General features: G+C 59.3%; 13 protein-coding genes. 6 read left to right on the plus strand and 7 right to left on the minus strand.

Annotation, left to right across the window (positions count from 1 at the left end; all coding sequences use genetic code 11):
* Positions 1-11 precede the first annotated feature (11 nt).
* Positions 12-1,028 carry an Ldh family oxidoreductase gene (locus tag GOV80_RS14405; RefSeq protein WP_170785752.1) on the minus strand — a complete coding sequence of 339 codons (1,017 nt, stop codon included), beginning with the start codon at positions 1,026-1,028 and terminating at the stop codon, positions 12-14.
* 75 nt (positions 1,029-1,103) lie between these two features.
* On the minus strand, positions 1,104-2,051 hold the full coding sequence (locus GOV80_RS14410; protein ID WP_237215850.1) for a c-type cytochrome: 948 nt from the start codon (positions 2,049-2,051) through the stop codon (positions 1,104-1,106).
* A 48-nt stretch (positions 2,052-2,099) separates the two neighbouring features.
* Between GOV80_RS14410 and GOV80_RS14415 the strand changes: the two genes are divergently transcribed.
* From GOV80_RS14415 to GOV80_RS14425, 3 genes are read left to right on the plus strand one after another with little or no spacing between them, the layout of a single operon-like run.
* Complete coding sequence (locus GOV80_RS14415) at positions 2,100-2,672, plus strand: RNA polymerase sigma factor (RefSeq protein ID WP_336510162.1); 573 nt, start codon at positions 2,100-2,102, stop codon at positions 2,670-2,672.
* On the plus strand, positions 2,669-3,415 hold the full coding sequence (locus tag GOV80_RS14420; protein WP_170785756.1) for an anti-sigma factor family protein: 747 nt from the start codon (positions 2,669-2,671) through the stop codon (positions 3,413-3,415). Before GOV80_RS14415 ends, GOV80_RS14420 begins: the two co-directional genes overlap by 4 nt.
* A gap of 57 nt (positions 3,416-3,472) precedes the next feature.
* Positions 3,473-4,549, plus strand: coding sequence for a helix-turn-helix domain-containing protein (locus GOV80_RS14425; RefSeq protein ID WP_272871060.1), 1,077 nt, complete (start codon positions 3,473-3,475; stop codon positions 4,547-4,549).
* On the opposite strand, the gene GOV80_RS14430 is transcribed toward GOV80_RS14425, so the two are convergent.
* A complete protein-coding gene (locus tag GOV80_RS14430) occupies positions 4,522-5,412 on the minus strand; it encodes a LysR family transcriptional regulator (protein ID WP_170785760.1) in 891 nt (296 codons plus the stop codon). The two genes, GOV80_RS14425 and GOV80_RS14430, sit on opposite strands and share 28 nt — an antisense overlap.
* Positions 5,413-5,517: 105 nt before the next feature.
* On the opposite strand from GOV80_RS14430, the gene GOV80_RS14435 reads away from it, so the two are divergent.
* Entirely contained in the window at positions 5,518-6,396 is an 879-nt protein-coding gene (locus GOV80_RS14435) for a phytanoyl-CoA dioxygenase family protein (protein WP_170785762.1), read from the plus strand.
* On the opposite strand, the gene GOV80_RS14440 is transcribed toward GOV80_RS14435, so the two are convergent.
* Complete coding sequence (locus GOV80_RS14440; RefSeq protein ID WP_170785763.1) at positions 6,393-7,697, minus strand: UDP-glucose dehydrogenase family protein; 1,305 nt, start codon at positions 7,695-7,697, stop codon at positions 6,393-6,395. The two genes, GOV80_RS14435 and GOV80_RS14440, sit on opposite strands and share 4 nt — an antisense overlap.
* Before the next feature lie 155 nt (positions 7,698-7,852).
* Here GOV80_RS14440 and gmd point away from each other — a divergent pair, with 155 nt between their 5' ends.
* Together gmd and fcl are read left to right on the plus strand one after the other, a co-directional pair.
* Positions 7,853-8,977: a GDP-mannose 4,6-dehydratase gene (gmd, locus tag GOV80_RS14445; RefSeq protein WP_170773314.1), complete on the plus strand. Its 1,125-nt coding sequence runs from the start codon at positions 7,853-7,855 to the stop codon at positions 8,975-8,977.
* A 10-nt stretch (positions 8,978-8,987) separates the two neighbouring features.
* Positions 8,988-9,965, plus strand: a complete 978-nt coding sequence (gene fcl, locus GOV80_RS14450) for a GDP-L-fucose synthase (protein ID WP_170773315.1) — start codon at positions 8,988-8,990, stop codon at positions 9,963-9,965.
* A gap of 31 nt (positions 9,966-9,996) precedes the next feature.
* On the opposite strand, the gene GOV80_RS14455 is transcribed toward fcl, so the two are convergent.
* From GOV80_RS14455 to galU, 3 genes are all read right to left on the minus strand, one after another.
* The gene (locus GOV80_RS14455) at positions 9,997-11,073 is read right to left on the minus strand and encodes a DUF2793 domain-containing protein (protein ID WP_170785765.1); all 1,077 of its coding nucleotides are present in this window, start codon (positions 11,071-11,073) and stop codon (positions 9,997-9,999) included.
* A gap of 135 nt (positions 11,074-11,208) precedes the next feature.
* On the minus strand, positions 11,209-12,645 hold the full coding sequence (locus GOV80_RS14460; protein ID WP_170785767.1) for a mannose-1-phosphate guanylyltransferase/mannose-6-phosphate isomerase: 1,437 nt from the start codon (positions 12,643-12,645) through the stop codon (positions 11,209-11,211).
* Between the two features lie 67 nt (positions 12,646-12,712).
* The gene (galU, locus tag GOV80_RS14465; RefSeq protein ID WP_170773319.1) at positions 12,713-13,606 is read right to left on the minus strand and encodes a UTP--glucose-1-phosphate uridylyltransferase GalU; all 894 of its coding nucleotides are present in this window, start codon (positions 13,604-13,606) and stop codon (positions 12,713-12,715) included.
* Between the last annotated feature and the right edge of the window lie 126 nt (positions 13,607-13,732).

The following is a 13,732-nucleotide window of genomic DNA, read 5'->3' on the forward strand; positions in this document are numbered from 1 at the left end:
GAGGCCGAATGCTAACGGGCCAGAGCCAGCAGATCGTCATGCAGCGATTTCGAGATTTCCACATAGCCCCGCGCCTTGTTGCGCGCCCGCGCGGCATAGCGACGTTGCGAGGGCAGGCGCGCGCCCTGACCCGTGATATCGGCAAACAGACGCTCGGCGCGGGCATCGTTTTCGTCTACGCGCCCGCCGCTGAACTGCGCGGGGTCGAAGGCCAGGATGATCTCGCCATGATAGGGTGCGCTGCTGGTGCCGTCGGCATAGGCCAAGCTTTCCAGACTGGTCAGATCGTCGATCAAGGGCCCAGCCAAAAGCTCGATCATGATCGACAACGCCGACCCCTTATAGCCGCCGAAGGTCAGCATCGCGCCTTCCATCGCAGCGTGCGGGTCGGTTGTTGGGTTGCCCTTCTTGTCGAGCGCTACGCCGTCGGGCAGGGGTTTGCCTGCGCGGCGGTAAAGCTCGATCTCTCCCCGTGCAAAGGCGCTGGTGGCAAAGTCGAAGGTGAACGGATCCTGACCCTGACGCGGCCAGCTAAAGGCCAGCGGGTTGGTGCCAAGTGACCCGCGTGTACCTCCGGCTGGGGCGACCCAGGAATGGCTGGGCACCATCGCCATCGCGGCCAGCCCGGCCGAGGACAATTGTTCAACCTCGGGCCAGAGGGCTGAGAAATGGAAACACCGGTTGATCGCCATGGCGGCGATGCCGTGCGTGCGCGTTTTCTCGATCAGGTGGGGCAGGGCCTCATGAAAGGCCAGCAGAGAGATCCCGCCGCGTGCATCGACACGAACAATGGCGTTGTCCGAGGGGGTGATGACTGGCGCGACATGGCCGTCGACCTTGCCCGCTTTCATCGTCTCTGCGCACATAAGCAAGCGAAACAGCCCGTGCGACTGACAATCGTCGATCTGGCAGGTGGTCAGCAAATCCGCGATGGCGGTGCAATGGTCCGGGCCGTAGCCTGCATTTTTCAGGATGGTCAGGCTGAGCCCGTGGATCTCATCCAAAGTCAATTTGACCGTATCGCTCATGCCCCGCCTTCCTTTCCCATGGTGTCATGCACAGGAATAGCGCGGCGGGGCAGGCGAAGGAACAGCTTTCCGGCGTTAGCCTTCCGATTCCGATTGCAGATAGGCAATGACGTTGGTGATGTCCTCATCCTTCTTCAAGCCGGCGAACTGCATCTTGTTGCCGGGCAGAGTGCCCTTGGGGTCAGCCAGAAAAGTGGTCAGGGTCTCGACATCCCAAACAATGCCCGAGCTTTTCAGCGCGTCCGAGTATTTGAACCCATCCGCTTGCGCAGCCGAGGCGCCAACGATGCCGTAGAGCGAGGGGCCTACACCGTTCTTGCCCTCTTTGATCTGATGACACGCCTTGCATTTGCGATAGACTTTTTTGCCCGCCTTGATATCCCCATCAACGGCGGCGACAGCGGCGACCTCAACCGGAGCAGCTGTCCCAGCGTCAGCTTTTTGCTCGTCCATGTTGAAGAATAGGCGTGCGGTGATGGGCACGGTCCGGGTGATGCCGGGAAGGCTGGCCAGCTCCATCAGCTTGTCGACCCCGGCATTTACGCCCGCGTCTTCGGTGCTGAGAAACACCATGTCGTTGGTCGAGACCATCACGGATTTCTCAGAAACCCGCAGGACGAACATTTCAGTATCAAACTCAACATCCGTGCCGATCAGCGACAGTGCCGCTTCGACATCAACGACTGCTGTTTGACCGACGGCCAGCGCCTTCACCTCGTCCATATCGATCTGGGCGGTCAAAGTCGCCGTGCCTGCATTGCGAAAGACATGCTCGATCATGCGCTCGTTGCGGATGTCTATATTCGTCTCGACCGAGGACAGGTCGATCTCGATCTCGGCCTTGCCATCGGGGCTGACATGGCCCGACAGGTTGGTGAAGGAATTGACTTCGCCCACGGTGTCTTTCTTGATGGTGCCATAGGCCAGGTGCGAGCCTTCGGGCGACAAGGTCCAATGTTCAGCCAAGGCCGGGGTTGCAATAATTGCCGACGCAATCGTGACTGCTTTCAACATAAGTTTCATTTCATTCCTCCACAGGTTATGACATTCCTGACCTCGCGGGCCCGATCCGTGAATGTCAAACACACACAGGTCACTATTTATTCAATGGGTGGTGAAATTAGTTCCGAACAGGCCGTGCGCGGCGCGATACAGACGTATTCGAAACGCGTCTGGCGTTTTGGGCTTGCCTTGTCCGGAGCCTCCGATGTGGCGGATGACTTGCTGCAATCCACGTGCCTGCGTGCGTTGGAGCGTCACCATCAGGTGACTTCACATGATCGATTGGACAGTTGGCTGATGACGATCTGCCGCTCGATCTGGTTGAACGAGGTGCGCTCGCGCTCGGTCCGCAAGGCGCAGGCGTTGTCGGTGACGCCCGAGGCGGAATTAATTTCACATGATTCCGATTCCGAAACGAATATTTTCGCGGCTGAGGTGTTTACCCAAGTGATGCAACTGCCAGAAGCGCAGCGCGAAACGGTAATGCTGGTCTTTGTCGAAGGCTACAGTTACCGCGAAGCGGCGGCGATGCTGGACGTTCCCATCGGTACGATTATGAGCCGGTTGTCCAACGCCCGGCAGAAACTTAAAACCGTGATGCAGCATGATGCTGCAAGCGCCGTTCGACGGAGTGGCAAATGAAGTTTTCCGATGAGACGCTGACAGCGTATCTGGAAGGCAATGTGGATGAGGCTGAGGCAAACGCGATTGAAACCGCGGTTGCGGCCGACCCCGAGCTGGAAGCGCGCCTGATGGCGCTGGATCCGTTTGCACAGGTTGTGCAGGCGGTGTTTGAAAACGTGCCCGCCGAGGCACCGCAGGTCGATCTGCCTGAACCGCAGTCGGCTGTTCCTGTTCACCATTCCGGAAGCCCGTGGCGTTTGGTGGCTGTCGCCGCTTCGGTCGCGGTGCTGGCGGTGTCGGCAACCTTCTGGAGCACCCGGCCCGAGCCGCTGGGCTGGGCTGAACAGGCGGCGATCTACCAGTCGCTTTATGTGCCCGATACGATTGCTTCGCTGGACAATTCGGCTCAGGCGCTGGACACGCAGTTCGAATTGGCCGAGGCCGAGCTGGGCCGGTCGCTGAACCGCGACACGCTGGAAGCCCTGCCGGGGATGGAGCTAAAGCGCGCGCAGGTTCTGTCGTTCAACGGCAAGCCGTTGATTCAGGTCGTGTTCGCAGATGAACAGGGTCAGCCCTTTGCCTTCTGCATCATCCGTCAGGGCGAAGGCGCCCCCAGCAAAGATGTGAACCTTGCTGAGCTGAGCGGCCTTGCAACCGCGACATGGTCTGAAGGTGGATATGGGTACATGCTGATCGGCAGCAGCCCGCAAACACCGTTGCAGGGGCAGCTGGATATTCTGACGACAAGTTTCGCCAGCTGATCCCTAAGCGGCAGAATCGTCTTGTGAACTGGTGGAAATACCCGAAATATGTCGGGTATGACCACAAACCCTGCCATGCCTGATCCCGATGAGGATGACGAAACGCTGGGCCCCGGCAGTATCTATGATGTCGACCCGCCCGAGGATGACGATCTGTGGTTTCTGCCCCCCGACGAAGAGCCCGAAGAGGATTTTATCCTGCCCGGCCCAAAGGCCGATCGCAGGCTGTTGTTCGACTCTCGGGATTGGCGGGCGGCGCAGGCAGAACTGTCACTGGAACTGGCGGATCTGGCGGCCACATTCGGCGCCTTGGATGAAAGGCTACGGGCTGGTCCCAAAGGCTGGACGCATCGTCTGGCATTGATGGATGTGTCTGATCTGGGTTGGTGGACTGGTGATCGGATCGGTGTGGATCGCTTGGCGCTGTGGACCGGGTTGCGGATCGGCGCGACCGGTGATGACGTGCAGGCTTTGTTTCGGTCCGGCTGGGCCGTGCGGCGTCTGACATCGGGTGCTGGACCGTCCGAGGGTGGATGGGCCACCGGGGTGACAGCCTTTCTTGACCGGATGGCGCAGGGGATCGACGAAGTGCCCGAGGCCATTGCCGACCTGGCCGAGGTGATGGGGCATGCAGACGGGCTGCACCCGATCACGCAAGCCGCGATTGCTTTTCATGCGTGGCGTGCGGTTTCACCCGGCGTCGGGCACGACACCGAAGCAGCCATCATCGCAGCACGCCATGCGGCCACGATGGGTCGGGGCGGCGCGCTTTTCATGCCATTGGCCCTGTCTGGCCCTGGCGCTTTGCGCGGCATGGGTGATACCGGGGAAAAGCTGGGCGCGTGGTATCGGGGTCTTGGGCAGGCCGCCTTGGCCGCCTTGTTGCATCTGGACCGTGTCAGCGCCTGGGACGCTCGTGCCCGTGCCGCGACCGACGACCTGAGCGGACGAACCCCACCCAAACTGATCGAAGCGCTGACAGCCTGGCCCATGGTGTCGGCCCCGTTGGCCGAAGAGTTGACGGGTGCCTCGCGTGCGGCGGTTCAGCGCAATATCGACAGGTTTTCGGATCGCGGCTTGATCCGTGAAGTGACCGGGCAGGGGCGTTACCGCGTCTGGACTGCCGCGCTGTGATCCATGATCCAGTCCCGAAACCGCCGAGCCGGAGGGCGCAGAGTTCGGCGGGACGGGTAGATCAAGTGATAAGCCTCTTGCCCCGGTACCTCGATCCCGTCGAGGCATGGAACCAAGCCCGACAGAGCTACAATACGGTCTGACGCAGGCGCTCGGGCAAGCGCAATGCCCGCGCCTGCCGCCGAAAGCTCGGCCGCGATAAGTGAGTTGTCGGCAAAGAAATACCGCGCCTGACCCGCGGGCAGGCGTAGCGTTTCGAACAGATGTGGCCAGCTTGCCCGGTGGGTCGAGACCTCGATCAGGGTGAAGTTGAACAAATCCGGCGGCGTGTCGATCTGCGCAGCCAATTCGGGCGGGGCCACGGGATACAGCCTTTCACGCACCAGTTCATCGCTTTCCGTGCCAAAGAGGTTTGGATTGCCAAACACGATCTGAAGATCGGTGAAACGATTGCTGAAATCAGCGTCCAGATTGCCGGTCGACAGCGACAGGTTGATATGGGGATTTTGCGTGTGAAAATCGGGCAGACCCCCGGCCAAAACCCCATGAGCGAACAGAAGAACCGACTGCACGTAAAGCCGCTGTTCGCGTGTTTCGCCGAACAATCCGGTCGTTGCGGTTTCCAGCATCAGCAGTGATTGCTGCACCGATGGCAGATAGGCGCGTCCGGTCTCGGTCAGGGTGACGGAATGCGCATGGCGGTGAAACAGAGGGGTGCCCAATTGCGTCTCGAGAGCCTTGACCTGTTGGCTGACGGCGGCGGCGGACATGTTTAATTGGGCTGCCGCGCGCGCAAAGCTTTCGGTTCGCGCGGCGGCCTCGAACACGCGCAGCCAGTTCAGCGATGGGATACGGCCTGCCATGGCAGTTAGACTAAGCTGAACTTAGCCTGACGGGCAAGAACCTGTGCTCTGCCATTAATGACGCATCAACTAGGCTGCAAACACATGCAGTAAGGAGGAGCGCGCATGTCTGACCCTGTCTCAATGGCTCAAACCGCCCTGACGCCCGAACAATCCGCTCAGTATTGGGAGGATGGGTATTTGTTTCCCCTGACCGTTTTCACGGGCACGGAAACGGCCGCCCTGCGGGCCGAGTTCGAACAGATTGAGCGGGAATGGCTGGATGCCGATCTGCCTTTGCCGTTGAACACCTATAAGCGGGTCAATTCGCATCTTGTAATGCCTTTGGCCGCCCGCGTTGCCATGGACCCCCGTGTTCTGGATCTGGTCGAGGGCGTTTTGGGCCCCGATATCATGATCTGGTCAGCCGAATTTTTCGTCAAGGAACCGCGGACAGCGCACACGGTCGGTATGCATCAGGACCTGACCTATTGGGGTATGGGCGAGACGCCGGATCAGGTTACGGCCTGGATCGCGCTTTCGCCTGCGACGCCTGAAAGCGGCTGCATGGATTTTGTGCAGGGCAGCCATAAGAACCCGATCCTGCCGCATAACGACACCTATTCTGACACGAACCTTCTGTCACGCGGGCAAGAGATCGCCGTGGAGGTGCTGGAGGAGGACAAAACCCGGATAGAGCTGTCGCCGGGGCAAATGTCGCTGCATCACGGTTTAACGATCCACGGGTCAGGACCGAACAGCTCGGACGACCGGCGCATCGGGTTGGCGATCCGGTATCTGAACCCCAATGCCAAACAATTGGTGGCCGAAAAGGACTATGCCATGCTGGCGCGTGGGCGCGACGGGCAGAGCAATTTTGTTCCCGTTCCCCCGCCCGGCAGCCTGTTTTCTGCCGATTCCCTCGCCCTGTACGACCAGGTGCGGCGCGACCAAAGCAAGGCTTTGGCCGAGGGCGCGCAGGCGGATGTGCCGCTATACGGTTAGCGACCGACCCCGGAATAGCTCTCGAATCCGGCCTTCAGGGCCATGTCGCGGGAATAGATGTTGCGCAGGTCGACCATTCTGGCCGAGGTCATCGAGGCCGCCATATCGCCGAGGTTCAGGGCGCGGAACTCGTTCCACTCGGTCAGCAGCACGACCGCATCCGCATCCTTTGCGGCGGCATAAGGATCGTCGAACCAGTCGACACCGGGCAGCAGGGCCTCGCCTTCGGCGCGGCCTTGCGGATCGACGACGCGGACACGGGCACCGCCCCCGATCAGGGCGGGCACGATGGTCAATGAGGGCGCGTCGCGCATGTCGTCGGTGTTGGGTTTGAAGGTCACGCCCAGCACCGCGATGGTCTTGCCATTGAAACTGTCGTCGCAGGCATCCCGGATCTTGTCGATCATCCGGTTTTTTACACCGTCATTGACCCGAATGACCGTCTCGGTGATTTGCATCGGATAGGCGTGATCCTGTCCGATCCGCGCCAGCGCGTTGGTATCCTTTGGAAAGCATGATCCGCCATAACCGGGGCCAGCATGCAGGAATTTGTTACCGATCCGACCATCCAGACCGATACCGCGAGCCACCTCTTTGACATCGCCGCCAACACGTTCGCACAGGCCGGCGATTTCGTTGATAAAGGTGATCTTGGTCGCCAGAAACGCATTGGCCGCGTATTTGATCATCTCGGCGCTTTCCAGATCGGTTGTCAGGATCGGAAAATCGCGCAAGTAGAGTGGGCGGTAGATATCGGCCATCACCCCGGCGGCCCGGTCGTTTTCGACACCGACAACCACCCGGTCGGGCCGCATGAAATCATCAATGGCGGCCCCTTCGCGCAGGAATTCCGGGTTCGAGGCGACATCGAATTCGGCCTGCGGGTTGGCGGCGGCGACCACCTGTTGAACTTGACGGTTGGTGCCCACGGGAACAGTGGATTTCGTGACAATCACGGTATAGCCGGTCAGCGCATTGGCGATCTCTTCGGCGGCGGCCATCACATAGGTCAGGTCTGCATGCCCGTCGCCGCGCCTGGTCGGGGTGCCCACCGCAATAAACACAGCGTCCGCCCCATCTACGGCAGCGGCGAGGTCGGTGGTGAAACTCAACCGTCCCGAGGCGACGTTCTTGGCCATCAGCACGTCCAGACCGGGCTCATAGATCGGAACTTCGCCCGTCTGAAGCATCTCGATCTTGCCTTCGGCCTTGTCTACGCAAACGACGTCATGGCCAAAATCCGAAAAACAGACCCCCGACACGAGCCCCACGTACCCTGTGCCGATCATTGCAATACGCATGTATCAATATCCTTCTTCGGAAACCGCCTTGTGGCGCATTCATTCAGGAAAGTTTCGCCGGTTTCAATGCCCAGCCGTGACCTTGGGTTGCATTCCGAGGTATCTTGCTGTTTCTGAGTCTGCGATCAAGCAGATAGAATGTGTGGAATGGACCGATGACAAAAACAGCATTAATTACCGGCATCACTGGGCAGGATGGCTCTTACTTGGCCGAGTTTTTGCTGGAAAAAGGATATGAGGTGCATGGTATCAAGCGCCGTGCCTCGTCATTTAACACGCAGCGGATCGACCATATCTATCAGGACCCGCATGTGCCGAATCCACGCCTTCATCTGCACTATGGCGATCTGAGCGACACGTCGAACCTGACCCGGATCATCCAGCAGGTGCAACCGGATGAGGTTTATAACCTGGGAGCGCAATCCCACGTGGCGGTCAGCTTTGAGTCGCCGGAATACACTGCCGATGTGGACGCCATCGGAACCCTGCGCCTGTTGGAAGCGATCCGCTTTCTGGGGCTGGAGGAGAAAACCCGGTTCTATCAGGCCTCGACTTCGGAGCTTTACGGTCTGGTTCAGGAAATTCCGCAGCGTGAGACAACGCCGTTCCATCCGCGCTCACCCTATGCGGTGGCCAAGCTTTATTCTTATTGGATCACGGTGAACTACCGCGAAGCCTATGGCATGTATGCCTGCAACGGAATCCTCTTCAATCACGAAAGCCCACGCCGGGGAGAGACATTTGTCACCCGCAAGATCACGCGGGGGTTGGCCAATATCGCGCAGGGTCTGGAAGAGTGTCTGTATATGGGCAATATCGACAGCCTGCGGGATTGGGGTCACGCCAAGGACTATGTGCGGATGCAGTGGCTGATGTTGCAGCAGGACACGCCAGAGGATTTCGTGATCGCAACCGGTGTGCAGTATTCGGTGCGTCAGTTCATCGAATGGTCAGCGGCTGAACTGGGTGTGACGCTGGCGTTTTCGGGCGATGGCGTGGATGAGATTGCCACTGTGGTCTCGGTCGAAGGCGCGGATGCGCCTGCATTGAAGGCCGGGGATGTTGTGATGCGGATCGACCCGCAATATTTCCGCCCGGCTGAAGTGGAAACTCTGTTGGGCGATCCGTCAAATGCCAAAAACAAACTGGGGTGGGAACCCGAGTTGACCGTTCAGGAAATGTGCGCCGAAATGGTGCGTGAGGATTTGAAGACCGCCAAACGCCATGCCTTGTTGAAAGAGCACGGGTATGACTTGCCGGTCAGTCTGGAAAATGGCTGAGGAGCGGGGCATGCGAAAGATCTATGTTGCCGGACATCGCGGCATGGTCGGTGGCGCGATCCTGCGTCGGTTGCAAGGCCGTAAAAAAGCAGGTGAAGCGCTTGAGCTCATCACCCGCACCCATGCCGAGCTTGATCTGACCGATCAGGCGGCAGTTCGCGACTTTATGCAATCCGAACGCCCCGATGTGGTGGTACTGGCCGCCGCCAAGGTTGGGGGCATTCATGCCAACAACACCTATCCAGCGGATTTCATTTACGAAAACCTGATGATCGAGTGCAATGTGATCCATCAGGCTTTTGCTGCAGGGGTTCAGACCCTATTGCAACTGGGCAGTTCCTGCATCTACCCGCGCGCGGTTCCGCAACCCATGCGCGAAGATGCCCTGCTGACTGGCGTGTTGGAGCCGACAAATGAACCCTATGCGGTCGCCAAGATCGCGGGGATCAAGCTGTGCGAAAGTTACAACCGGCAGCATGGGGTCGACTACCGCTCGGTCATGCCGACGAACCTTTATGGTCCGGGTGACAATTTCCACCCCGAGAACAGCCATGTGTTGCCCGCCCTAATCCGCCGCTTTCACGAGGCCAAGCGCGACGGGCTGGATGAGGTGGTGATCTGGGGCACTGGCAAGCCCCGGCGCGAATTCCTGCATGTGGACGATATGGCCGAGGCCTCGTTGTTCGTGCTCGACCTGCCGCGCGATATTTACGAGGCCAATACCCAGCCGATGCTGAGCCATATCAATGTGGGCTGTGGTGAAGATATCTCGATCGCGGAACTTGCCGCACTGGTGGCGCGGACCGTGGGGTATGACGGGCGGATTTCACAGGATAGCAGCAAGCCGGACGGGACGATGCGCAAGTTGATGGATGTCTCGCGGCTGGCCGACATGGGATGGCGCGCGCGGGTCGGGCTGGATGACGGTATTCGCGAAACCTATGCGTGGTTTCTGGATCAGTCTCAGACGCAAATCCGCGCGAAGTAACCGCCCGACAGATTGCCGGGCGGCCTTAGGATCAGAACCAGCGACCGATGGCGGCAGCGCCGGGGGCGACCATGGTGGCGTCCGAGGTGAACGACTGCACCTTATAGCTGACCTGCGTCGTGCTTGGGGTGCCCCACGCAGAAAAGCGTTTTGTGTCGCCGCCATCACCTGACAACGCGGGAACAGAACCCGCCGCAAAGGGCATTGGAAAGGTCCAGGTGGCTTCGGCGCTGGTGAACCCCCCGCCTGTCGCCGTGGTGCAATCCGTCGGGTTTAGCCGGGCTGTGCAAATTTGGGTGCCATCTGCAAAACGGACATAGTCGCCATTCACGTTTGAACCCCGTTCGATCACTGCGCCCGTTGGGGTGCCTGCGTTTTCTTGCACCGAGCCCAAAAGGTTGCCGGGACCATAACCATAATCTGCCCGCATCAACCGGCCGGTTGTGGTGTCACTGGCGTTTTGCTGGATCGCGGTACCGGATGCAGTGCCGGTTGCGGGGTCCAAAGCCAACGCGTCGCTCCAGTTGCTGCCATCCGGGGATACTTTGATCGTAAACCCAGTGGTTCCGGTCAAACCCATCTCGGCATGACCTGTCCATTCCGACTGGAACAGCAGCGACGCGGTCTCGCCCGCCGCTGCCTTGTTGATCTTCAACTGATGACCCGCGCCATCATGGCTTAGCAACGTAGCATTTGCCCGCACCGCCAGCTTGTTGGTGTCATCATACGATGTTCCAATGCCCACACCTTCTAGATTCTGCGTGCCCGCCGGGGGCGCGATCCAATTCGACCCGTCCCACAACTTGAGGACACTCGCACCCTGATCCCAGGCGCGCCATCCCAAGCTCGGGTCAAAAAACACCCAGCCATTGTCCAGCCATGCAGCCAGCTTCCCGCCTTGTCCCGCCCAATCGCCGATGGGCGCGGCACCCAAAGCGTGGATGTCACCTTGCGCGGGCGTCGCGGGCGGGGTAACAGCATCGGTTGCGATAAGGCTGAGTTGCACGACCAGATCCAGATGGCGCAGAGCTTCGTTGTGGGTGACATGCTTTTGCGCCTGCGATGGCTGGATAAATGGCAGGTTCAAACGGGGTGAGTTCTGTGACATTGGGCGCGCCCTCCTGTGGTTGTCGGTCCGGCATTCACTGCGCGCCACAATGAGATTAAGCGCATGAATCCCGTGTGACCGGCACGCACGGCGGCGAAACCAGTTGGTAACTTCCAGTTTGCAAGCAGATGTTGGTTAACCGCGGGCGTAGATGTCTTCGTATCGGATGATGTCGTCCTCACCCAGATACGAGCCTGTCTGCACCTCGATCAGAACCATCGGAACCTTGCCCGGGTTCTCCATCCGATGGACCGCGCCCAGCGGGATGTAGACCGATTGGTTTTCCGAGACCAGACGCACCTCGTCATCAATCGTGACTTTCGCCGTTCCTTCCACAACGATCCAGTGCTCGGACCGATGGTGATGCGATTGCAAGCTTAGCGCGGCGCCGGGATGCACGTGGATGCGTTTGACCTGAAAGCGGTCGCCGATCACCAGGCTTTCGAACCAGCCCCAGGGGCGATGATCCACCGGCAGGGATTCTGCCTGCTTCGCGCCCTTTTCCTTCAGGGCGGCCACAGCTTTCTTCACGTCCTGCGCCCGATCCATACTGGCCACAAGAACGGCGTCTGGCATTGCAATGGCGATCATGTCTTGTACCCCCAACGCGACTACTTCCTGCGCCGAGGATTCCGAGCGGATCAGCACGTTCTGACAGTCGATAGCGGTCGCCTCGCCTGCAGTTGCGACCCCTTGCGCGTCTGGTTCTCCCAACTCGTGAACAGCGGACCAACTGCCGACATCGGACCAGCCTGCGGCATAGGGCACGACGCTCAGGTTCGGGGCTTTTTCCATGACGGCGTAGTCGATCGAGATATCCTCGACCTGCGACCAAGCCTCAGGGTCAAGGCGCAAGAAACCAAGGTCCGTTTTGGCGTTCGAGACTGCGGCGCGCACAGGGTCCATCAATTGGGCCGCATGGCCTTCAAAGGCTGCGATGATATCGCGGACCGCAAACAAGAAGATGCCCGAATTCCACAGATAGCTGCCATCCTCCAACATGGATTGTGCGCGGGCCAGGTCGGGCTTTTCAACAAACCGTTCCAGTGGAACAGCTTGGCCCTCACCGGTCGGTGCATGGCTGAGTTTCAAATAGCCATAGCCGGTTTCGGGGCGGTCGGGCTGAATACCGAATGTGACCAAATCACTGCGAGTGGTGATGGCGTCCACACCGGCTGCAACGGCCGTATGAAATGCCAGTTTGTCCGGAACCACATGATCGGACGGGGCGACCAGCATCACCGCATCGGGGTCGCTGGCGTGCAGATAGAGCGCGGCGGCCAGAACCGCCGGGGCGGTGTTGCGCCCTTCGGGTTCGATCAGAATGGGGCCGGGATCAATGCCGATTTCCGCCAGTTGTTCGGGCACCACAAAGCGAAAAGCATCATTGGTCAGAATCAATGGCTTGGCATAAGGGACATCCGCAGGGCCACGCATCCGCTCGGCACAATCCTGCAACAGGCTTGTCGCGCCGATCAGGGGCACGAATTGCTTGGGATAGCTCTTGCGCGACAAGGGCCACAGTCGAGTCCCCGCCCCACCGCAAAGAATCACGGGATAAATCGTAGTCATCAATATCTGCCTATTAGCGCGTCGCGCCTATATTGCGCGTCTTGCGATCAAAGGAAAGAGTGGCCGATTACTGGGCCGCCTGATCCGTCGCAACAATGTCATGCAGATATTCGCGCAGATCGTCGCGCAGATCCGGGCGGGCCAGAGCAAAGGCCACGGTGGCTTGCAGGAACCCGGACTTGGAACCGCAGTCGAACCGCTGGCCTTCAAACTTGTAGCCAAAGACGGGAACTCCGTTGCCGATATCTTCTGCAATGGCGTCAGTCAGCTGGATCTCACCGCCGCTGCCTTTCTTCTTTTGGTTGAGGTTGTAGAGAACCGACGGCCCAAGAATATAGCGCCCGATCACAGCCAGATTCGACGGGGCTTCTTCGGGTTTTGGTTTCTCTACCATGCCGCGTGCGCGCACAACCGATCCGATGTTTTCACCGACATCCAGAACACCGTAAGATTTTGTTTTCTCTTGCGGAACTTCCATCGCGGCAACCATATTGCCGCCGGTTTCCTCATAGGCTTCGACCATCTGTTGAAGGCAAGGTTTGTCCCCCGCAATCACATCGTCGGGCAGCATAACGGCAAAGGGCTCATCCCCGATCAGGCGGCGGGCGCACCAGACTGCGTGCCCAAGACCAAGTGCTTTGTGCTGACGAATATAGGCAATCGCGCCGCTTTCCATATTGGTGGCATTCAGCGCTTCCAGCAGGTCATCCTTACCCTTGGCTTTCAATTCCTGTTCGAGGATGTGGTTGTGATCAAAGTAGTCTTCGAGGGCGGATTTCCCGCGTGACGTGACAAAGATGAATTCCGTAATTCCGGCTGCCCGGGCTTCGTCGATCGCGTATTGAACCAGCGGGCGATCCACCAGAGTCATGATCTCTTTTGGGACGGATTTCGTCGCAGGCAAAAAGCGGGTACCAAGTCCCGCGACCGGGAAAATTGCTTTGGTGACCTTGCGTGCCATAGTACCTCTCAAGTTCAATCTATAGTGCCGGAAATTCCGTCAGGTGCCCACGGCGTGTTCATAGGCGGTGCGGCCGGAATGTACAACGTCAACACTCGTATCAAATAACCAATCGCCGACAAGCGT

This window comes from Ruegeria lacuscaerulensis, from assembly GCF_013034685.1.
Lineage (GTDB): Bacteria > Pseudomonadota > Alphaproteobacteria > Rhodobacterales > Rhodobacteraceae > Ruegeria > Ruegeria lacuscaerulensis_B.

What these genes read in the sequence shown, in the direction of transcription:
- GOV80_RS14405 (WP_170785752.1), bottom strand. Translation starts at nt 1,028, where the DNA reads ATGAGCGATACGGTCAAATTGACTTTGGATGAGATCCACGGGCTCAGC.
- GOV80_RS14410 (WP_237215850.1), bottom strand. Translation starts at nt 2,051, where the DNA reads ATGAAACTTATGTTGAAAGCAGTCACGATTGCGTCGGCAATTATTGCA.
- GOV80_RS14420 (WP_170785756.1), top strand. Translation starts at nt 2,669, where the DNA reads ATGAAGTTTTCCGATGAGACGCTGACAGCGTATCTGGAAGGCAATGTG.
- GOV80_RS14425 (WP_272871060.1), top strand. Translation starts at nt 3,473, where the DNA reads ATGACCACAAACCCTGCCATGCCTGATCCCGATGAGGATGACGAAACG.
- GOV80_RS14430 (WP_170785760.1), bottom strand. Translation starts at nt 5,412, where the DNA reads ATGGCAGGCCGTATCCCATCGCTGAACTGGCTGCGCGTGTTCGAGGCC.
- GOV80_RS14435 (WP_170785762.1), top strand. Translation starts at nt 5,518, where the DNA reads ATGTCTGACCCTGTCTCAATGGCTCAAACCGCCCTGACGCCCGAACAA.
- GOV80_RS14440 (WP_170785763.1), bottom strand. Translation starts at nt 7,697, where the DNA reads ATGCGTATTGCAATGATCGGCACAGGGTACGTGGGGCTCGTGTCGGGG.
- gmd (WP_170773314.1), top strand. Translation starts at nt 7,853, where the DNA reads ATGACAAAAACAGCATTAATTACCGGCATCACTGGGCAGGATGGCTCT.
- fcl (WP_170773315.1), top strand. Translation starts at nt 8,988, where the DNA reads ATGCGAAAGATCTATGTTGCCGGACATCGCGGCATGGTCGGTGGCGCG.
- GOV80_RS14455 (WP_170785765.1), bottom strand. Translation starts at nt 11,073, where the DNA reads ATGTCACAGAACTCACCCCGTTTGAACCTGCCATTTATCCAGCCATCG.
- GOV80_RS14460 (WP_170785767.1), bottom strand. Translation starts at nt 12,645, where the DNA reads ATGACTACGATTTATCCCGTGATTCTTTGCGGTGGGGCGGGGACTCGA.
- galU (WP_170773319.1), bottom strand. Translation starts at nt 13,606, where the DNA reads ATGGCACGCAAGGTCACCAAAGCAATTTTCCCGGTCGCGGGACTTGGT.